General features: G+C 40.4%; 15 protein-coding genes. 8 read left to right on the top strand and 7 right to left on the bottom strand.

Features of this window, described 5'->3' with window-relative positions; genetic code table 11:
* Positions 1-177: 177 nt before the first annotated feature.
* Both V7L12_RS25610 and V7L12_RS25605 read right to left on the bottom strand, forming a co-directional pair.
* Complete coding sequence (locus V7L12_RS25610; protein WP_335088651.1) at positions 178-1,011, bottom strand: O-methyltransferase; 834 nt, start codon at positions 1,009-1,011, stop codon at positions 178-180.
* 4 nt (positions 1,012-1,015) lie between these two features.
* On the bottom strand, positions 1,016-2,245 hold the full coding sequence (locus V7L12_RS25605; RefSeq protein ID WP_334816360.1) for a sedoheptulose 7-phosphate cyclase: 1,230 nt from the start codon (positions 2,243-2,245) through the stop codon (positions 1,016-1,018).
* A gap of 1,205 nt (positions 2,246-3,450) precedes the next feature.
* Here V7L12_RS25605 and V7L12_RS25600 point away from each other — a divergent pair.
* From V7L12_RS25600 to V7L12_RS25590, 3 genes are all read left to right on the top strand, one after another.
* Entirely contained in the window at positions 3,451-3,645 is a 195-nt protein-coding gene (locus V7L12_RS25600; protein ID WP_335088649.1) for a hypothetical protein, read from the top strand.
* Between the two features lie 564 nt (positions 3,646-4,209).
* Positions 4,210-4,701 carry a hypothetical protein gene (locus tag V7L12_RS25595; RefSeq protein WP_335088648.1) on the top strand — a complete coding sequence of 164 codons (492 nt, stop codon included), beginning with the start codon at positions 4,210-4,212 and terminating at the stop codon, positions 4,699-4,701.
* 1,403 nt (positions 4,702-6,104) lie between these two features.
* Positions 6,105-7,187, top strand: a complete 1,083-nt coding sequence (locus V7L12_RS25590; protein ID WP_335088646.1) for a response regulator — start codon at positions 6,105-6,107, stop codon at positions 7,185-7,187.
* Between the two features lie 345 nt (positions 7,188-7,532).
* Here the strand turns inward: V7L12_RS25590 and V7L12_RS25585 are convergent, their stop codons facing one another.
* The gene (locus tag V7L12_RS25585; RefSeq protein ID WP_335088644.1) at positions 7,533-10,118 is read right to left on the bottom strand and encodes a GAF domain-containing protein; all 2,586 of its coding nucleotides are present in this window, start codon (positions 10,116-10,118) and stop codon (positions 7,533-7,535) included.
* A 745-nt stretch (positions 10,119-10,863) separates the two neighbouring features.
* Positions 10,864-12,603 (bottom strand): TonB-dependent receptor plug domain-containing protein, encoded by a 1,740-nt coding sequence (locus tag V7L12_RS25580; RefSeq protein ID WP_335088642.1) that lies wholly within the window; start codon positions 12,601-12,603, stop codon positions 10,864-10,866.
* A gap of 524 nt (positions 12,604-13,127) precedes the next feature.
* Here V7L12_RS25580 and V7L12_RS25575 point away from each other — a divergent pair.
* From V7L12_RS25575 to V7L12_RS25560, 4 genes are all read left to right on the top strand, one after another.
* On the top strand, positions 13,128-14,021 hold the full coding sequence (locus tag V7L12_RS25575; RefSeq protein WP_335088640.1) for a hypothetical protein: 894 nt from the start codon (positions 13,128-13,130) through the stop codon (positions 14,019-14,021).
* Positions 14,022-14,033: 12 nt separating this feature from the next.
* On the top strand, positions 14,034-15,011 hold the full coding sequence (locus V7L12_RS25570) for an SDR family NAD(P)-dependent oxidoreductase (protein WP_335088638.1): 978 nt from the start codon (positions 14,034-14,036) through the stop codon (positions 15,009-15,011).
* Positions 15,012-15,098: 87 nt separating this feature from the next.
* Positions 15,099-15,485 carry a hypothetical protein gene (locus tag V7L12_RS25565; RefSeq protein ID WP_335088636.1) on the top strand — a complete coding sequence of 129 codons (387 nt, stop codon included), beginning with the start codon at positions 15,099-15,101 and terminating at the stop codon, positions 15,483-15,485.
* Between the two features lie 93 nt (positions 15,486-15,578).
* On the top strand, positions 15,579-17,885 hold the full coding sequence (locus V7L12_RS25560) for a cation:proton antiporter domain-containing protein (protein WP_335088634.1): 2,307 nt from the start codon (positions 15,579-15,581) through the stop codon (positions 17,883-17,885).
* A 235-nt stretch (positions 17,886-18,120) separates the two neighbouring features.
* Here V7L12_RS25560 and V7L12_RS25555 read toward each other — a convergent pair whose 3' ends face one another.
* Together V7L12_RS25555 and V7L12_RS25550 are read right to left on the bottom strand one after the other, a co-directional pair.
* Entirely contained in the window at positions 18,121-19,080 is a 960-nt protein-coding gene (locus V7L12_RS25555) for a diguanylate cyclase (RefSeq protein ID WP_335088632.1), read from the bottom strand.
* Between the two features lie 640 nt (positions 19,081-19,720).
* Complete coding sequence (locus V7L12_RS25550) at positions 19,721-19,933, bottom strand: Hfq-related RNA-binding protein (protein WP_335088630.1); 213 nt, start codon at positions 19,931-19,933, stop codon at positions 19,721-19,723.
* A gap of 69 nt (positions 19,934-20,002) precedes the next feature.
* Between V7L12_RS25550 and dapF the strand changes: the two genes are divergently transcribed.
* Positions 20,003-20,842 carry a diaminopimelate epimerase gene (gene dapF / locus V7L12_RS25545; RefSeq protein ID WP_335088628.1) on the top strand — a complete coding sequence of 280 codons (840 nt, stop codon included), beginning with the start codon at positions 20,003-20,005 and terminating at the stop codon, positions 20,840-20,842.
* Positions 20,843-20,972: 130 nt separating this feature from the next.
* Here the strand turns inward: dapF and V7L12_RS25540 are convergent, their stop codons facing one another.
* Positions 20,973-21,935: a DMT family transporter gene (locus tag V7L12_RS25540; protein ID WP_335088626.1), complete on the bottom strand. Its 963-nt coding sequence runs from the start codon at positions 21,933-21,935 to the stop codon at positions 20,973-20,975.
* Between the last annotated feature and the right edge of the window lie 6 nt (positions 21,936-21,941).

Here is a 21,941-nt window from a genome sequence, read left to right as displayed (position 1 = left end):
AAATACTGAAATACTCTATTCGATTATTACTTCACTACTTGAAGTATCGTTTTATCCTGGTGTTCAATTGATTCATACCGCACTCAGCAACGCCAGAAATTGATTGTGCCATAAGTCTTTCCTTTGTGTTTTTGTTTATTGTAGAGACGTTGCATTGCAACGTCTCTACAAAATTCATTACACTACGCGTCTAATTAAGGTTATACCATCTCGGATGGGTAACAGAACTTGCTCGACACGAGGATCGGCGGCGACAATGCGGTTGAACTGAGCGATCGCTTCACCGTTGGCGGTGCGTTGTTCGGGTGGGAGATAAACTTGTCCCTGCAACAAAGTGTTATCTACACAGATTAAACCGTCGGGAGTCAGTAAGTTACTATCCAAAATGGTTTGGAAGTACTTTACATACTCTTTTTTATCCGCATCAATGAAGATCAGATCGAATACTTCATTTCTGGCAGCTAGCTTGTGGAGTGTCTCTAAGGCAGGTGCTACTTCTACAACGATTTTGTCACCGTGGGGAGACTCACTAAAGCAAGCTTGAGCAAATTGAGCAACATAGGAATCTACTTCGCAGCCGATAAGTTGCCCATCACTTGGTAATGCTTCTGCCATTGCCAAGGCTGAATACCCTGTGAACATTCCTACTTCTAGAATGCGCTTTGCCTTGGTGATATGAACAAACATTTTCAATGTCTGTCCTTCAAGATGTCCTGAGAGCATCTCCTGTTCTAGTTGACGCACTGTTTCACCATCGCTGAAGCGTTTGCTCCAGTCTTCGATGCTAGTTTTTTGCGCCAATGCTGTTAAGTAGCTCGATTCGGGGGTGGTGTAATCATCCAAGTAAGGATCTAAACCCGCTGCTAATTGAACTCCCTGCCGCAAAGAATCTAATATCTCTACGGGAATGTTGTTTTCTTGGGCTAATTTGAGGGTTTGCTGTAGCTGGGCTACTAAGATGCTGTGTGGCGTTATCGGTCTAGCTATTTCTCGTCCTACAACGGTGGTCATATCTTCAGACCCCTACTAGCTTGGCTTCTTGACTTTCAATGTATGCATCAACTCCTTCTCCGCCACGAGGATATTCAGCACAAAGACGTTTGTGTTCAGCTAAGGCAGCATCAAGTTCTTCACGAGTCAGATCGTTGATAAAGAAGCACTCACCAATTGGACGAGGCATGGCTGCGCGTTGTTTGCCATCTCGTGTCAAGCTTATAGAGCGGGTAGCATACCAGAGTAAATCACCATCTAATAGAGGATGATCGAGTGATAAACCGATACGACTCATCAAGTCTAGGATGCGATCACGCTCTTGTGTTGGAATATAACCCCGTTGTGCTGCAATGGTTGCAGACAAAGCCATATCTATATTGACCGCATGACCATGATATAGGGGTATTTGAGGTGCTAATTCTAGGGTAGGACTCCAAGTGTGACCGTAGGCAATGACGCGATCGAGGTCTATTTCATGCAAGTTAGGAGTCTCTAACTCCAACATGGTTTTAATTGCCTCGTAGTTGACTTTATGGGCAATCTCTTTAATTTCCGGTGTAGCATTCACATGTCCAAAGTGAGTGGAAAGCAGTTCGTCACCATATTCATATAGCAGTTCAAAGACTTCCAAGTTAGAAACTACCGCAATTTTCACTAACTCTGCCATTCCATTGCGAACTTGAGCAGTTGGCAAGGTTTTCAAGAATGAGAAATCTAAGATTACTTTCAAAGGTGCATGATATGCTCCCAAGCGATTTTTTTCCTTACGATGATTAACTGCAACCTTAATTGCTACACCTGCATCAATTAAACCAATCAACGTGGTAGGAATGCGAATGTAGTTACTCTTGCGACGGTAAGAAGCGCAAGCAAACCCAGCCACATCAGTGATTAGACCACCGCCGACGACTAAGACTGGTTCCTTACGAACTAAGCCAAAGTCCGAAAAAGCGTCAATAATTTTTTCAAAAGTTGCCAGCGTTTTAGCTGTCTCTGTAATAATGATTGGAAATACCGTCAGTTCAATGTCATAGTGTTTAAAATATGACTTGATCTGATCGCCATAAAGTTCATGGACATTAGCATCAATCACAGTCAGACAGCGACCAAATTTTGCATAGCTATCTGCAATTTCTCTGTTTTGAATATCAAATGCACCGTTCACATAGACAAGACTAAAATCGATTTTTTCGTAACCTTGCACGTGAAACGCAGCTTCTGTAGCTTCAAATGATGCTTGAACTTTATTCATGTGTTTTGACCTGATTCCAATTAAAAAGTTGTGAGATTCCGCTAATAATTGCGATTTACCCTAATGTATGCCAGCAAGCAACTATGCTTTTTACCCTTTCAGATAAAAGACAGGACAAAATTAGCTTTCAAGAAAAAGCTAACGCTTATTACTGACTGGCAATGTTTTTAAACAATACCATTCATTTGAGTAAATTCTGTAGATGGGTTAACCTTTAATTCGGCATAACCTCAAACAAGTCAAGTAGTACCACTAGCAATATATTCGCATAATATTTGCCTACCTATTCTGTTGATTATTGACTTTAATTTCGGGAAATTTATCTGAATTCAGATTGATTCCACTATATCTAAATATAGTGGCTTTCCAACTGTACGATTCCGCAAAAATTCTAGCCTAGACAACTGATTGTATCGTTTATCTCCAAGCTTCAATTTGAGGTTAGAACCCTGGTTAATTGTTAGTTCGCTATTTCTTAGCATTAATCTCAAACCTTATATTACTAAACTCGCTACATTCTCTTTGCTTCAGAATAACAGTGAACTTTTAGGAAGTTTACCTGAATTTCTATCAACTCCAATATGTTTGTCTCTAGCAACTTTTCGATCATTAGACTTTGCAAAACTCATATCTTAGTAAACTACTCATATTGTTTATCATTGTCTATCTCCAGGCTGACATTTGATATTACAGGAACGATTAATCCTCATTTCGCTGTTTTTTTGCATTAGTCCCAAACCATAAAATGGCTAAAAACAAAGATGACTCACTGCATTCTATTCATAATATCAGTATAATACATTTTTTTAAGTCATTTTACTGCTCAGTAATCAACATACTTACCTCAGCAACTTTTGAAAATTCAGAATTTAAATGTATCTGAGTTCTTTGTAACAAAAACTTAACTTTTTTAAGGAATGGTTGTGTGTATTAAAGGTTTTTAAGTTTGCTTGAATTGCCTTCTTAGTCCTAAATTAAGCTTTTTTAGCTTAAACTAGCAAATAATTTACTAGTTTTTAACTGAAAACTACAACACAAATCATAACATTATATTAATATAAATCATAACATCTGTAAATATATTTAAGTCAATCCCCCATGCGAAGTGTACTGGATAACCAGGTATCTACAAAAAAGTATATCTAAAGATAGATGTTTTATAGAATAAAATATTTTAAGCAGCAGCTATATCTAAGAAACATCTGGTGAATTTAATTATGCGTTGCATTGCCCGAAATCCGTTGCTTTTGTCGGTTCTAGATGCACCTAAATGCAATGTTTTACTTTTGCAGGCAGATTCACGGGTAAAAGATCGCGATTTACCGGATAAACTCAACAGTACACTAATTCACATAGATAGCAAAATATTGCCACTTACGATCGCAAGTGGCGTAATCTAAGACATAATGGAACACACGCTGTTTTTAGATCATATCTGCGTTGAAAACTGACAACGTTCACCTGATTTACAAAGGCCTAAAATTAAGAGAAGGTTAATAAAACAAAAGCAACAAATCTAAATTATTTCATATAGCAAAAAAAATATTCAAGTTATTTGTGTCTTAATTTTTTTAAAGTTTTGATGAAGCTTGCCATCTTAAATGTGGAGAATCTGGGTTATTTATGGCTCAACACAGTTCAGAATGAGCAACAAAATCCAGATGTAGAGACGCGAGAATTCGCGTCTTGAAAGACCAATTATCTACACCAATAACTCTTAACCCAAGCATATTGAGTTATGGATTCTAAAAAGTTGCTCAAGCGTTATGCTTGAGTATTTCTAACAGACAAAATCTATTTAAATTACTTTTTATAAAATCTTAAGCTTTCTTAACTTAGTTTAAAAAATCTTGGTATTGACTTCAGAATGTAGGAGCGATCACTTTGTAAAGGTTAGTTGATATTAGTTGTCAAATTGCTGGTGAAGTTAGAAACTAGAGAAATACAACACACGTAATTATTTTATGACTGCTATTTCTAACCTTGAATTCAAACGACCAATTTGGCAAACCGCGATCGTATTGACCTTGGGCTTTTGGCTCAGTGCTAGTCTAGTTTTAGACTGGGTAATTATGCCTAGCCTTTATCTTTCGGGGATGATGAGCCAAGCTGGTTTTACTACAGCAGGCTATACGATTTTTTGGAACTTCAATCGGATGGAATTATTATCAGCTGCCGTAGTCCTGACTGGGGCACTAGCTTTGAGCAAAACCCGATATCACTGGAGTATTGGCAGTATTGTTTTATCTGTACTGCTGCTAACTATAGCTATGCTTGACACCTATTTCTTAACTCCGCAGATGTGCGCTATAGGAGTTCAACTCAACCTATTTGAAGCTGCTGCTGCTATTCCATCGACAATGAATTTACTACACGGTAGTTATTGGCTACTAGAAGTAGTGAAGCTGGTAGCTGGTGGTACACTTTTAAGCTGGTGCTGGCGAGAGCAATTTTAAGTAGATGGAGAAGTATAACGGTGAGAATGTCCACTTATAAATCTCACACCAAAGACGCAAAGAAATTCTTTGCGTCTTTTCGCTACATATATCTTATGGGTTAATGAATGTGATGTTTACGAGGGGCTACGCCTACGCGTACAGTTTTGTATTTATATTTGTGATTTTTAAAACTTGGGATTTTTCGGCTAAATTGCTACTATAAAATGATTCAGTTTTTTATAAGTGTAATTCAATAAGCATACATATAATTATCTTTTACTATATATTTTCAGCTTTCCCGGATATCTAAACAAATAAATATTTATAACAATTTTCTGGAAGATGATATTAATTAGTTTTCATGTTTACTTTACTGATTTATCATGAAGTTTATATATTTCTGGTAACTTTTTTTGAAAATTATAGTAATCTAAGTTTTAGTGAGTATGTTACTTGTTATCTACCATCTAGCTAAAAACAGCTATTTTGCAGGTATCTATTACTAATCAAGGATTTCCCTGTAAGTTCTTGAATTTGTCACTCCAATTTGTGCAGGGTGACTATTTAGCCCCACACAACATTAGAACCCGTTTCCAGTACTTATGAAGAGATTCCCTTCTGCTGATTTGGTCGCCTGTGCATCTCACCACACACCATCATGGCGGCAATTATCAGCAAACTCATTCTTGACCTGAAGTTTGCCATTCTCTTGTGCAAGTGATAATTTTGCCGAATCCCGGTACTAAGAGTTGCTCTACAATCACAAACTTAAGTAAGATATTGAACTTTTGGAATGCTTAGTTTTTAATAATACTTTTTCTCTTGTGAAGTTATCCTCAAGAATAAACTTCTTGAAAAAGTACCTGATGACTTTCGTAACGGCTACAAAAACATAGTTCGTCAGCACAGAAGTAATGCCTAAGAGCCTTGACAGAGAGCCATTTACATCTTCATCATAGTGGATTTTGGTCGCTCCAGACTTTCGCATTAGGGACAAAAAACTTTTGCAAGAGAACTAAAGTATCTATAATTTTAGGCTGCAAAATACGGATAATAATGATACTTTTGTGACTGATGGGCGAGAGCCAATGGTCTTTGTGTGGCACTTGAGTTACTGTTAGATTGGCTAGATTAGCTAAAGATACAGAAAACCAATCTAATTTTTGAAATACTATATCCTGGCAACTAGTCGGGCAATTTTGCTATTGGTCAGTAGCATGAATTGGTTTAGTTGTAACTCGTGGATTATAGCTTAACAGAGATTGGTGAATTAAGAGTTGGGGGGTGTGGAATCTCTGTACTAACTCAATTGTTACCGCTATATTTATCTGACAGTGCTTCTAACAAAGTCGCAGTGAATTCCGAAAAGGTAATTCACTAATTTTGCCTGCAAATGTTAATTTTATTCCAGAGCCATCCCAATGAAGACATTTCCGATTAGTAGATACAGATTTTTCCAAAAGCTCCAGCCCCTACCTTTGTTGAAAAAAATCACTGGGAAGTCGGTTACTGGTTGTTTACAGGTGTTTAGCACATCAGGCTCTTGGTCAATATATGTAGATGAGGGGAAACTAATCTATGCCTGCTACTCAGAGAAAATGTTTGAGCCGCTTTACAGAAATTTGCAACGCTTGAGTCAGCAAATTTCTACTCTCCCTGACGGAATCAAAGACCAGTTGCGGGCGATATTTGAGACTGGTATTGAAAATCAGGCAATACCGAACCCAGATTATCTGGCTATTTGTTGGTTAGTCAATCAGAAATATATTAGTTCCTCTCAAGCCGCAATGCTAATAGAGCAATTGGCGCTAGAAGTTCTGGAGTCATTTTTGAATTTAGAAGAGGGAAGTTATGAATTTATTCCTGAGAGCTTTCTGGATGATATGCCAAAGTTTTGTCATCTAAATGTTCGTTTATTAGTTGAACGATGTTTAACACCCCCAAATGAAGCGGTTTATCGTCAAATATCGCCAAGTTATCAATCGCATACCTCACAATTTATCCAAATAAATGAGCTACAACCTAAAGCCAAAACTACGCCAAAGTTGCCTAAAATAAACGGCTATAAACCAGCAGCCTACTCTATTAATACTAATGAAAACAGGGGTCAGCAAATCATTCAACCATCTGCTGACAGAAAAATCTACACAATCTTGTGTATTGATGACAGTCCTACAGTCTTGAATGCTATTAAAAGTTATTTAGATGAGCAAACCTTTTCTGTTATCGGAGTCACTGATTCTTTAAAAGCTTTAATGCAGATTATCCGTATAAAACCCGACATAATTTTGTTGGATATATCAATGCCTAATCTAGATGGATATGAACTCTGCTCTTTGCTGCGTAAACACTCATATTTTAAAAATACACCTGTGATTATGGTGTCAGAAAAAGTAGGATTTCTAGATAGAGCTAAAGCGAAGATGGTCAGAGCATCAGGCTATTTAACTAAGCCTTTTAAACAAGGAGATTTAATAAAAGTTATTTTTCAACATATTGTTTAATTTCTTAATATAGAAAGTCACTACATTTAAACAGCCTATTATTTTAGAGATTTAAGGTTTAATATTATCTGGTTCACTATCATTGTAGTTATAGAAGATTGTCTGAGTGAGTTAATTTGTTAACAGTGACAAATAATCAGTTAATGTACATCTTTTTTCAAAATGGTATTAGTTACAAGCCCTAATACCATTTCGCTTTTAGGTTGATACAAATAGGCAGCAGGGGAGCAGGCTTGCCGTGAGCGTAGCTGAACGAAAGCAAGGGGAAAGAGTTAGAGACAAATTATTTGTATCAAGTATTTCGTAAAATGGTATAACCAAAAAGTCAGTGGGGAATTTGACTAGTTATTTTTCCTGAAATGTCCAGACTCCTTCATCCCAATCTGATTCTGTTGGGGGTGATTGTAACCAATGCTGACAACGCAACAGATGCAACATAGCAGCTTTGTCCTGGCTGTCTGCTGCCAACACATTAGCAAACTCAGCTCTGGCAAGAGAAAACTGCCGCTTGAGGTAATACTCACGCCCTTTATGATAGTGCTCAATCACTTGCAATTTTTCGCTTTCAATCGGATTGGAACGCAAACCCAGTAATTCATATATGGCTACTGGTTCGTTTCTACCCTTGACACGAATGTAATCTAGTTCCCTAGCCCAAATATTATCTTGGCAAGGTTTAAAAGTGTTGTGGCTAATAATAATATCGCAACCATACTGTTTACTGACACTTTCTAATCGAGAGCCAAGATTAACGCCATCGCCAATCGCAGTAAATTCCATCCGCTTACTAGAGCCGATATTCCCACTAATCACGGTATCTGAGTTGATGCCAATACCGATTTTAATTCTGGGCTTATCATCTGTATGGCGACGTTGATTAAATTCGTGCAAGCGATCGCGCATTTCTAAAGATGTTTGTACTGCCATCCAAGCGTGTTCTTCTAATGGTAGAGGAGAACCAAATACAGCCATAATAGCGTCGCCGATATATTTGTCAAGGGTGCCTTTATGTTTAAAGACTGCCTCCACCATTGATTCAAAATATTCATTGAGCATACTCACCACTTCTTCTGCTTCTAAGTTTTCCGTCAAAGTGGTGTAGCCGCGAATATCGGAAAATAAAATCGAAACTTCTTTGCGATCGCCTCCGAGTTTAGCATCATCTAATTTCAGCAATTCTTCGGCTAATTCCTGGGTCATGTAGCGGTACATCGTACTCTTAAGCCGCTTTTCATCACTAATATCTTCCATGACTACCAGCGCCCCACGGACTTGCTCTTGGTCGCTAGCATCGGCAATTGTGTTAATCGATAAATTAATACTGTGCTGTTCTGTATCAGTGGTTATGAGTGTGCGATCGGGGTAATATTGCTGGCGGCCTTTTAAGTCAACTGCGTGTAAAGCATCCTGATACCACTTGCTAAAGTCGCCTTCTTTGATGCCAATGACATCATTAACTAATTTACCTTCTAAACGGTCATCTACTCCCAATCCTAGCAAACGTTGGGCGCTTTCATTGGCGGCGATAATTAACCCAGTTTTATCAGTGGAAACCACTCCATTAGAAAGACTACGCAGAATATCCCGTTGCATTTGTTCTTGTTGCTTAACTGTGGCAAACAACTGGGCATTATGTAGTGCTACTCCCGCTTGAATATTAAAAGCTTCCATGAACTCTTCATCGTTGCGGTCAAAACTAGCTTGGAAGCAGTCGGGAGCTTTAGGCCAATCAGCTGGATTATAAGGGGGAAAATCCCCGGATTTCTTTTTATTTACAAGCTGGGTAACGCCAATTAGCTGTTCATCGCCGTTAAATACTGGCATACAAAGCAAGCTACAGGTGCGATAGCCATTTTCCTCGTCGAATTTTCGGGATGTCTCCGAGTCAGGATGGTTGTGCAAGTCAAAGCCAATATTTAGCTTCTTGCCAGAAGCCGCTACTATCCCAGCAAAGCCTTTACCTACGGGGACTCGCAACTCTTTGGTTGAACCATCATCCTGAGTGATTTTCGTCCATAATTCATGACGATCGCGGTCTATTAACCATAGTGTACTGCGATCGGCATTCATCAGTTCCTTGGCTTCATCCATCACCCGCTTCAGGGTGTCTTCTAAGTCGAGACTGCTTTGAGAGAGGGACTTGATTGCCTTCATCAGCGCCGCCACTGCTCTTTGTTTTTGGGTAGCCACATAAAAAGAGCGCGAGGACTCTAAAATCAAGCGAATTGAAGGGGCAAATTCTTGAAATAATTGTTCGTCAGCACAGGTGAAACCTTTGGTATCAATGCGCTCTGCAAGTAAAGCATCGTGATTATTCCCAGATTTTAATTTATTCAGTAATTGCACTACTGCAACTAATTGCCCATGTTCATTTAAGAGTGGCAAAGCTAACATCGTGTAGGTACGGTAGCCAGTTCTCTTTTCTTGTTCTTGGGCAAAATGCGATCGCGGATCGTTATAAAAATCAAAGGGAATATTAATAACTTCTTTAAAAGTGGCGACTTCACCAGCAATGCCTTTATTAGCAGGGATGCGAATTTCTAAAGAGCGACCGCCCTCACCCTCAGCTAGAATTGACCAAAGTTCTTGTTTTTCTTCATCCAATAAAAATATCGTCGTCCGGTCTGCTCCCAGTAATTCCCCGGTTTTCAAGGTAATCGAATGCAACATTTCTTGCAGAAGAGTTTCAAACCCATGAGAATCAAGCATTGATAGGGTTTGATGAACAATCTGTAATTTTTGCTCGACATCCTTAACGACCTGTTTAAAAGTATCCTGAGTTAGGGGAGCAAGAAACGTAGAAAAAGTTCCTTGTCTTGTGGCAAGAGCACCCACAGGAGCAGAATTTGCTGGTAATTCGAGGTTTTCTTGGTTGTGAACACCAATAATCAAATCGGTGGTCTCCCCACAACTTCCTTGATACGCTGACATAACTGGTATTTTATATAGCAGGATGAGGTTTTAAATTTGACAATGAGATTAAATTTATGTAAGTGGTGTTAAAAGCAACAATTGCTTGACATTATCCATAGTTTAATCGCTTGTTTAGCCAGCGTCATCCTGTCAATAAACGCTCAAGTTGATTACTAACAAGCATGGCTTGACCAAAACCCCTTTCCACTGTGATAAGTAGAGGGTTAGACCCCTCATATAAACGAGAAAACAATGTTTTCCGCAGGCGAGAGATTGTTAGGGTTGCCTCGTAATATGTTTTAGGGGTACACGAATGAGCAATATCGTGCCCGTAGGGCATGGTCTATTACCCGGAAATTGATAAGTAATTCTACGGGCACGATATTGCTATAGCTCAACTGCGATCGCCTCCTGTCGCAGATATGCCAGCCGGAAAAAGAAAGTATTGATTCAATACGGTTCAGTTAAGAAAATTTGTAGGTTGGGTTGAAGGTCGTGAAACCCTCCCAACGCAGTGGCTCCCCAACCTACACCGAAGTGATTTTTTAGGCAAAACCTACGCAGTATTGGGTTGGGTTGAACGAACGCGAACAGCGTCCCATAGGGAAGTGAAACCCAACAAACCCTGCTACTTATGCACACTCTACGAATTCTTCTCTACGAGAAGCTTTGCTAGCAACACGTTGTTCAGCCGATTACCAATACAACAGCGAGTTAAAGCTCCCAACGAATAGAGCCGATGATTGTCAAGGGCGCACCTCTTTCAAGACCTAAAGTGTAACCGTAAGTAGAACTGAAGTTGGTGCGAAATCGATCCCGTCTTAAACTTTCCAAGCAAGTCGATCTGTCCAAAATAGTTATCTATTGTGTATTCACGTTTTTGAGTGTCAATACCTACTAGAAAACTATCGTCGACTATATCTGATCCTGAGGCAAATCCGTCTCTAGTTCTAGTAGTAGCCACCGCCAAATTGTTACGAATCTGCCAGTTGTCGCTAAACTTATGATTCAGGGTGTAGCCAAATTTTTGAGTCGTAGCATCAATAAAGGTTAAATGAGGATAACCGAGAAACAGATTCCGAGGCAGGAAGCTACCATCACTGAAAAACCAACTACCAGACTGATTCGGATATCCATTATAGTTAGTGTATTCATAGTATAGATTCAGGTCTGTCCGATCACCCAATTTCAAAGTGATTGAGGGTGCGATTGTGGTTATATTTGTGTTGACGAAATCTTGAAACCCCTCCGAATTTTGATAGCTCGCAATAAACCGATAGAGTACAGTTTTATCGGCATTTAATGGCCCTGAGAAATCGATGCTGGGCTGATAATATCCAAAATTTCCTGCCTCAAATTCGAGACTGTAGTCGGGTTCACTCAAAGGTTGTTTGGTGATCACATTGACGATTCCACCCGCTTCTACAGCGCCAAATAGAACTGAGGCGGGGCCTTTGAGAACCTCTACTTGTTCGATCGTCCCAATGCCTGTCAGCGTAAAGCTATCATTTGTATCTCGATAGCCATTGCGGAAATTTCCGATCTGCACAAATCCTCTAATGACTCTGCCTCCTGAAGGCGCACCGAAGTTGGTTCCTCCATCAACAACGCCACTGACTGTTTCCACTGCCTCTTTTACACTTCTTACCTTGCGATCTTCCAGCACCTGTCGCGGCACCACCTGAATCGATTGGGGAATATCGCGCAGGGGTGTATCGGTTTTAGTGGCAGTTGACGTATCTGGTGCGTTATACCCATCTTGCTCCCCCGTCACCACCAACTCAATCGGCTCATCCTGCTGTGCTGTTGGTTCTTCTGGCGGTGTCCCGCTTGCTGGCTTTTTTTCGGCTTGCGGTGTTTGAGGTTGCTGTGGTGGAGAAGTTGCCGTTGCCGCAGAATTTATACCAAACACCAGCCCTGCATTATCATCAAATAACTCAACTGTGGGTAAAGCTTTCTCACCTACCACCATTACTCGGACAGTATTTACATCAATATTTGTAACTGTTATCTCAGTAATTTCTGTAAGTGGTTTTTCTGAACGAAATGTAAAAGCTTCTCCCGATGGTAAACGCAACTGTGCACCAGGTATATCTGCAATAAAATTATTACCCGTACTGCGATTTTTAACTTGTAGTTGTTCCCCAAGAGTCGTCTCTAAAATCAACTCCACACCTTTGTCTGTAGGACTGGCTTTAACTCCTATGATTGGTACAACTTGATCCCCACTTCTTTGTTCTGGATTCGGGGGGGTGATTGGTATTGGTGTCTGTACTAGCATTTTAGCGCTAGTTGCGGGAAGTTCGATTTCGCTAAGTTGGGGAATGTTTTTACTTTCTTTACCAGATTTTGCTGTTTGCGGTGAAGTAGATTTCCCTATTACCTGGGTAAAAGATTTGCCTTGAATATCTTCTCGTACTTCCTCACCTTTACCAGGAGTGCTGATAAAAAGAACTACTGTACCTGTCAGCAGCAGGCTTTGAAACAATTTATCTAACTTCATTTATCCGCTTACACTCAATCACACTACTTGGTTGTACGTGAAGGCACAATGAGAATACCTGAGAACAATTATCATTTAACTTGAAATTAGTTGAATCATATTATGAAGTGATGCAAGACACAAGATAATTAAGAATATTTTTTATTTAATCAAAAATTTTTCCGAGTAAATCTACTCAATATTTCGCTCTCCACAGGTAGTTTTACCAAAATCTGAATTTTTATAAAATGCCTATAATTCAACTTTTACAAACACTTCAGGCTTTTTATCATCTATGGGTGGTCATAGAAGTATTTCAGGTCAAACAGACTAAATTTATTGATAATAGCATCAATAAAGTTGATGATCGCACTAAGCACAGTTGCGATCGCAGAATCCAGAATATAGAGTTAATTAAAAATATTAAGCACAATATCATATCAGCCAAACATAAATATAAAATCAGATTTAATCTTTGAGTTGAACCCATATTTACATGGGATGGAATATTCACCATATTGTTGAAAATCCACAGGATTATTTTGATGAAAAAATTGAAGACTCAAGTATTTTTAGGCTTGACAGGTGCATTTTTGGCAGTCGGATATTCCAGTTTGCGGGCTACAGAAATTCCCCTACAGAGTACATCAAACCTCAGAAAGAATTTATTAGCGCAATCAGAAAGCAATCCAAATGTCAATGAGTATCTGGAGAAACATAAACCAGAAAGTTATAACGCTCTGAAAAAGCAGTTAGATAAAGCTATTGAAGATGCCAAAAGACCAAGTGAAGATAAAGTAGTAAAAAATCTTTGGTCATTGTCAAAAACTAATGCTCAAATAAAGTGGAGAGAAAATAACGGCAAAATTGAATATTTGATGGCGAGTTGGAAATATGTCAAAAACCCAACGGAGGATTGGAAAATAGGTACAAAAAAAAGTATAGAAGCACGGACTTGGTTAACAGCGGTTCCTCAAGTTAAAGAATTTTGTCAAAATTGTCAGGGTATCGGCATAAATATTCCCGGTAATATCATGCTTTCTCTGAGGTTACAGCAGTATTTAGGCTTAATTTTAAATAGAAATTCAAATAAGACGCATTTTGTCGAAATGTGGGTGAAAGCTGAAGATTTAAGTAGACCATGTGTCGATCCAGAAATTAATGATTTTAGTTGTAATGTTTTTGATATACCAATTTCTGCTAGTTATCCGATTTTGCAAGAGATATACACAACTTCTTATGCAGTTGCTAGTCAAGAACATTATCCTTGGACAGGTTTAGGTTACACCTATGATTGGGGAAATCCCAAAAAACCTCGTGAAGGAGCTAGTGAGTTTCTGATCGACGCAACTAAAGAAAAACCGATCGAAGTAGAAGTTGTTTCAGTCACAGCTACGAAAGAATATTGTAATAATCAATATTTAACGGTAAAAGATTAGAAATGAGCGCTCATGAAACATCTTGAAGGTAAAGTGGCTTTAGTAACAGGTGCTACGCGGGGAATTGGTAGGGGAATTGCCATTGGTCTTGGTGAAGCAGGTGCAACTGTATACATCACGGGTCGCAGCCTCAACAACTCCTCCAGTGATGGGGTTTCAGGGAGTCTTAGTGAAACGAAATCAGCCATTGAGGAAGTCGGTGGTGTATGCATTCCCGTCCAAGTAGACCACAGCGACGATGAGCAGGTGCGTTTGCTTTTCGATCGCATTCAAGATGAGCAGGATGGACAACTCGATTTACTGGTAAATAATGCTTACTCAGGAGTTCAGGCAGTAAAAGATGCTCATGGGCAACCCTTTTGGGATTCTGAACCAAGTCTTTGGGATGCTAGCAACAACGTTGGTCTTCGCAGCCACTATGTTGCGAGTGTTTTTGCGGCTCGGATGATGACTAAGCGTAACTCTGGACTAATTTGCACCATTTCCTCGTGGGGTGGGATGTCTTATATCTTTGATATAGCTTATGGTGTTGGCAAAGCAGCTTGCGATCGCCTAGCTGCTAATATGGCTGTTGAGTTAAAACCTCATAACGTCACTTCTGTTTCAATTTGGCCGGGTATTGTTGGTACTGAGCTTTTTTCCCGTTTTGCTTCTGAAATGAATCAAACCAATGCTACTGAAAAGAATTTCTCATTTTTAAGCGATCGCTACAACTGGGAAACTCCCTTATTAACTGGACGAGTGATCGCTGCACTTGCTGGTGAGCCAAATGTTATCCACCATACAGGACGTGTGCAGATTGTTGCCGAATTAGCTAAGAAATATAATCTTGTAGATGAAAATGGCGATCGGCCCGCATCGTTACGCTCTCTGCGTTTTGTACTACCTGCTGCATTACCCGTACTGAGAAAGTATTCATGGCTCATACCTGATATTAAAGTGCCGTGGTCGCTGCTATTATTGAATGCCCTCAGTTCGCCTAAAATTTAATGGGCATTGGGTATGGAGCCAGAAGAGATGCGTCTTAAATAATGCGACAATAAGTCTTTGATACTCGTGCATGAGTATTTGAACTGGATGAATCCACCTTTGAACTCCGTTGACGAGTATTTGAACTGGATGAATCCACCTTTGAACTCCGTTGACGAGTGTTTGAACTGGATGAATCCACCTTTGAACTCCGTTGACGAGTATTTGAACTGGATGAATCCACCTTTGAACTCCGTTAACGAGTATTTGAACTGGATGAATCCACCTTTGAACTCCGTTAACGAGTATTTGAACTGGATGAATCCACCTTTTATCTCCGTTGACGAGTATTTGAACTGGATGAATCCACCTTTTATCTCCGTTGACGAGTGTTTGAACTGGATGAATCCACCTTTGATACTCGTGAATCAAAATACCTTCAAAAATCTTGATGTATCCTTCCTGCTCACCTACTACCTACCCCCTTCAAAATAAGCAAATTTTGTCACCCCTTCACGAAACAAGCTGTTTGAGATCGTAAAACTTTGTATCCTGAATTAATAGGTCTTAAGAGTTTTTTTAAAACTGGTGCAAGAAGATTTTCGGTTAATTATTGATTTAGTTTTAGTTCTAGGCGTTGCAGCCTGTGGTGGACTATTCGCGGCACTTTTGCAACAACCTGTGCTGCTGGGGTATCTCATTGGCGGGATAGTCATTGGGCCAACGGGACTGGGATTAATTAAAGAACTTATTCAAGTAGAGACTCTGGCACAGTTCGGGGTCGCCTTTTTGTTATTCGCCTTGGGTGTGGAATTTTCCTTTACGGAACTCAAGAAGGTAAAAGCGATCGCTCTTGGTGGAGGTGGACTCCAGATTGCTTTGACGATTTTGGTCACGGTTTTAGTATGCGGGTTAAGCGGAGCCTGGGGAGCCTTACCTGCTAAGGGGATGTTTTTGGGGTGTATTCTGTCCCTGTCTTCCACAGCGGTTGTCCTTAAGTGCTTGATGGAGCGCAACGAAACAGAAACGCCCCACGGGCAAGTAATGCTAGGGATTTTGGTAGTCCAGGACTTGGCACTAGGACTGATGTTAGCAGTCTTACCAGCCCTCAACCAACCAGCAGAAACTATTGGCATTGCTGTCCTAACAGCGCTAGGTTCGATTGCTTTATTTGCAGCTGGGGCGGTAGCTGCGGGGATTTGGCTGATACCGCCTTTGTTGCAACTGCTAGCCCGTACCGAAAGTAAAGAACTATTTTTATTAGGGGTTGTAGCTCTGTGTTTGGGTATTGCCCTGTTGACAGAGCATTTGGGACTGTCCATTGAGATGGGGGCATTTGTTGCGGGTTTGATGATTTCTGAGGTGGAGTACGCCGACCAAACCCTGACTTATGTCGAACCACTGCGAGATATCTTTGCCAGTTTGTTTTTTGCCGCCATTGGGATGTTAATTGACCCAGTGTTTTTGTGGAACAACCTAGAATTGATTTTGGGGTTGGTAGCAATAGTTTTCGTCGGTAAATTTTTGATTATCACCCCCCTAGTAAAACTATTCCGCTATCCTTTGAAAACAGCGATAATTGCCGGTTTAGGACTGGCGCAAATTGGGGAATTTTCCTTTGTTCTCGCTAGTGAAGGGCAGTCTTTAGGGCTAGTATCCCGACAAATATACTTATTAATTTTGGGAACCACCGCAGTCACTCTCATGCTTACTCCCTTTGTCCTGCGGTTAGTGCCATTTTTATTTAACTTTGCCGAATCAATACCCTGGTTGAAACCGTATTTAGAAGAACAAGAGGCGCGGGATGTGTCGGAAGATTTGCCCTTCAAAGACCATGTGGTAGTTTGTGGCTATGGGCAAGTCGGCAAAAATTTGGTGAAGTTGTTGCTGCAACATGACCTACCTGTGGTGGTAATCGACCAATCGGAGAGTAGAATTCAGCAGTTGCGCGAGGCTGGGGTGTCTTATGTCTATGGCAATTGCGTCAGTTTACACGTTCTGGAAACTGCCGGGGTGAATCATGCCAAAGGAATGGCGATCGCACTCCCAGACCCCATGAGTAGCCGTCTTTGCTTGAAACGCGCTTTGGAATTGCGCCCAGAGTTAGATTTGGTTGTCCGTGCTACCCAGGATAAAAGTATTGAGGTACTGTATCAATTGGGAGCCAAAGAAGTTGTGCAACCAGAGTTTGAAGCCAGTTTAGAAATGGCAACTCATTTATTAACTGGCTTAGGCTTGTTGTCGCCAGCTGTGGTACAACGAGAAATGCAGCAAATCCGCAACGATCATTATTTAGATTTGCGCCCAGAGCGTTCTGCTACTGAAGTTGCTCGTGATTTGCGCCAAGCAACCCGCGATTTAAATCAGCGCTGGTATCCTTTACCATCCGATTCGCCCTTAATTGGCATGAGCTTAGAAGAAGCGGATATGCGCTACTTAACAGGAGTGAGTTTGATGGCAATTCGCCGCGCTGACGGGGATGAAATCGATTATCCCAATAATCAAACCAAATTGGCAGAAGGCGATCGCTTGCTGGTGGTGGGAGCAGATGAAGAACTAGCGGCTTTAGCAGAATTAGCTAAAGGACAAGCTGTTGTTCCTGGAGAAAATAGTGCTTGCCAGTGGGTTACAGTTAATGCAGATGCGCCAACACTAGGTAAAACCCTTAAAGATTTAGAGATCGGTAAGCAGTATGGAGTCCAGGTACAGGCGATCCGGCGAGATGGTAAATTTATTCGCTATCCTGATGGCGGCATGGACTTGCGAATCGGCGACCAAGTATTATTATGTGGTGGCTTGACAGGTTTGAGTCAACTAGAACAGTTATTTGCGATCGCCACTAAAGTACCCCTTTCTATCCCAGTAGTAAAAGCTAGTGAGGCAGAAGCTCTTTAAGCGCTTCTCCCTATGGATAATTTATGGAAGTAATCATTAGTTATCAGTTATAGCGGTTCCCATTCAGATGCGGTACAACATTATATCGCGGGGTGTAGGGGCACGGCAGTGCCGTGCCCCTACGGATGTACTTCACGCAAACGAGAAGCGCTGTATCAGTTGTAATAAGAGTAATTTAATCAGAAATGAACTAATCCAATTAGCAAATATTGACATGAATAATTGTCCAAAAATTTTATTGCATTTTATGCATAATTTCGGAATTTTTCTGCATAATCTGTTGGTTTTTCTGCATAGCCCCTTGGACTTGCTTCATAAGCTGTTGGTTTTTCTCTTTAATCTGCTGGGATTTCTGTATAGACAGCCATAATTCCTCTCTAATCAACGACTTATCTGAGAGGAACAGCTTTGCAAGAGTTGCAATCCGCTTTACTTCTAAATTTTCAGTTTGCTCTTGACTGCACACACGATCGCGTCCTGCTGCCTTTGCTTGATACAATGCTTTATCCGCCGCCACAATTATTTTTTGAAAGTTAAAGTTAAATATAGGAATTACTGTAGCTAACCCAGCACTCAGGGTTACATAAGAACTAACTTGTGAATTTTCATGGGGAATTGCCAGTTTCCGTACAGCAAAGCAAATTTTTTCTGCAATGTGAGCAGCACCAAGTATGTCTGTGTTAGGCAAAATTACAGCAAATTCTTCCCCACCATAACGGGCAACTAAATCAGCAGGACGTTGAACAACATCTTTCATGACTCTAGCAATTTTACTAAGACAGCGATCGCCCATTGGATGACCATAGGTATCGTTGTAGGATTTGAAGAAATCTACATCAAGAAGGATGAGGGAGAGGGGCTGTTGTGAGCGTGTCATGCGCCGCCACTCAATATCAAGATACTCGTCAAATCGTCGGCGGTTAGCTACTTGAGTTAAAAAATCGATAGTAGCTATAGTACTTAATCGCTGCAATTCTTCATTAGCGGCTTCTAGTTTTTGCTGAAGTTGGTGACGCTCTATTTCTTGGCTGGCTATCAAAAACTGATAGTCCAAATTGCTTAAGCTTTTCCCCTGTACCCAGTCTAAAGCCTCTTGCAATGCCTGCCCCCGCAGTAAACATGACTCATCTTGATAGCCGGATGTTAGCCAAGCACTAAATGTTTGGCAATAAGAATCAAGATTGTCTGACTGCACAATCATCTTAATCTATATAAAATTTTAATTATATTAGACGTTTATTTGATTGATGTATTTTTTATTACTTTTGGAATATAAAAATCTCAAATGCAAAAGCAAGCGATCGCTAATCTCTGCTAACTTCGGCTAAAAAAATATCACTAGTGGTCTGTAAAGTCAACTTTGACGAATAAATAAATTCTTCAATTTCTCTTCTTTCCTTCTGACTTCTGGTGCGTCCGCTACGCGAACGCGCTCTTTGCGTCCTTCTGGTGCGTCCGTTGCGCGTAGCTTGCTGCTTTGTAGGAGTTATGCGGTTCGTTCCTTTACCCTTCAAACTTCGCTTGACAGACTACTAGTACAACGCGGCGTAAATAAACCTACCATTCAAAATAGCCAGAAAGCGCAAAATTAAAGCTTTTTGATTTTTGAGAGCCAGTTGCTTCTCCCAAGGGGAGACGCTGCGCGAACAAGTCGGGAAACCGCAAGGGCGCACTGGCTCCTTTTGACTTTTGCCTTGCGGTACTAGTTTGGGTTCGTAACGTTAAGGATTTTTTGTAGTGGTAGTAAAAATGATTTTTACCACTACAAGGTTTTCCTAATTTGGTAAATTTTAGCCAGCACCGTGGGAAGGGGCGTTTCAAACGCCGATTTTTGACTAACTCTTGGGTTTAATATAAGCGATCGCTTGTTTCCAAACGGTGTGCTGACTGTTTTCATCAGTAATACAGATACACTGTGGGTCTTGCCATAAAACCCTTCCTGTGAGTACATCACCAGTCAGCAGCTTTAACTCTACCGGCGTTGTTTGTTTAATTAGGTTTTGGACTTGTCTAATACTGGGTAAAGTGGTGTCAAATTCGGTAAGCATTTTTAGTAAAGATAAACCTACAAGGCAAAATGAAGAGTAACTAATCCTTGATAATTCATCCTTGAAGAAATGGCAATCGAATTTACTAAGTATCATGGTCTAGGCAACGACTTTATTCTGATTGACAATCGCTCGTCATCTGTGCCTGTAGTGACTCCAGAGCAAGCCATCAAGTTGTGCGATCGCCACTTGGGCATCGGTGCTGATGGTGTAATTTTTGCCCTACCTGGAGAAAACGGCACTGACTACACGATGCGGATTTTTAATTCCGATGGTTCAGAACCAGAAATGTGTGGCAATGGCATTCGCTGTTTAGCTGGCTTTGTGGCAGACTTAGAAGGCGAATCCCGCAATCAAGACTCATATCGCATTCATACTTTGGGTGGTGTAATGACTCCCCAACTCTTATCTAATGGTCAAGTTAAAGTAGACATGGGTTTACCCAGGTTACTCGCTAGTGAAATTCCCACCACCCTTTCACCCAATGAAGAAAAAGTCATTTCTCAGCCGTTAGAGGTGGCGGGGAAAACTTGGGATGTCACCTGTGTAAATATGGGAAATCCTCACTGCATTACTTTTGTGGAAGATGTCGCAGCAATTGAGCTAGAAACCATCGGCCCAAAATTTGAGCATCACCCAGTTTTTCCTCAACGCATAAACAGCGAATTTATGCAAGTGGTACGCCGTGACTATTTGAAAATGCGAGTATGGGAACGGGGTGCTGGGATTACATTAGCTTGTGGGACTGGTGCTTGTGCTTCTTTAGTAGCTGGTGTATTAACTGGGAAATGCGATCGCACTGCCACTGTAGAATTACCCGGTGGCCCCTTGCAAATTGAATGGTCAGAAATCGACCAACGAGTTTACATGACAGGCCCGGCTGAAAAGGTATTCACTGGTAAACTGTAACCGACTTACCATTGGCATTACTACTTGAGTAATGCCATAGAAGACTACAAACTTATTTTAAGGGTTTGTAATAAGCACTTTAGGGCTGAGAAAATCAGGGCTAAAGTCCTGACTACGAACTCGTTAAGATTCACTTAACTTTAGATTGCACAGATTCTTTATTAGAAATTGCTAGAGATATACCCGCTAAAATTAGAGCCAAACCTAACAAGTTAAAAAGACTCAAATTTTCCGAGAAAAGTATCCAAGCAAGAATAGCAACAATCACTGGATTGAGTAGTAAGAATAAAGAGATAAATCCTGATGAAAAATTTTTGAGGCTGTATATAATTAGCCCATGACCCAAGGTTTCGCAAATAGCAGCTAGCGCAAATACTACTAACCACCCCGACAAAGTAATTGGAAAAACTTGTTTTTCAAAGATTAGCACAACTGGTATCATCAATGAAGTTGCGATTACACAACGCCACAGGAGTATGGTGATAACTGAAAACTTATTGCGGATCTGCTCAATAAGTAAAAAGTTTGCTGCATAAAATATCGATGATATGAGGGCAACAGCATCACCTGTAATATTATTAGAACGCAATAAATCTTCAAATCCGACAGCGAGCGCACCGATTATGGCTAAGATTAGACCGATGATAAATTTGCGCCCAAAAATTTGATTAAAAAATAGCCATCCTCCTAAAGTAATAAATAGCGGATTGAGGCAACCTAAGGCATTAGCATTAGCAGCACTAGTCTGAGTTAGCGACCAAGTCCAAGATAATCGACCTAATACATGAACTAAACCCACTGCGATTAAAAACGCGATATCTTTGATTGGGTAAGGCTGCTGTGGTAATACAGGTTCATCATCAGTAATTTTAGTCTGTGCTTGGTTAATTCCACTCCATAATCCAAAGATAATAGTCGCTATCCATAAACGATTAAAGAATGTAGCAACAGCGCTCATTTCTCTAACAGCAATTTTAATAAATATTGCTGTTGAAGATAAAGCGAATAATGCAATTATTACGATGATTATCGGCAGTATCTTTGAAGTTTTCTCAGACTTTTCTGGTATTAAGCTTAATTGATTTTCTGCCATTTAGTT

Origin of the sequence: Nostoc sp. (genome assembly GCF_036918245.1) — a bacterium.
GTDB lineage: Bacteria > Cyanobacteriota > Cyanobacteriia > Cyanobacteriales > Nostocaceae > Nostoc.
Note: the sequence above shows the minus strand (reverse complement) of the source record. Positions and strands in the feature narration are given on the sequence as shown.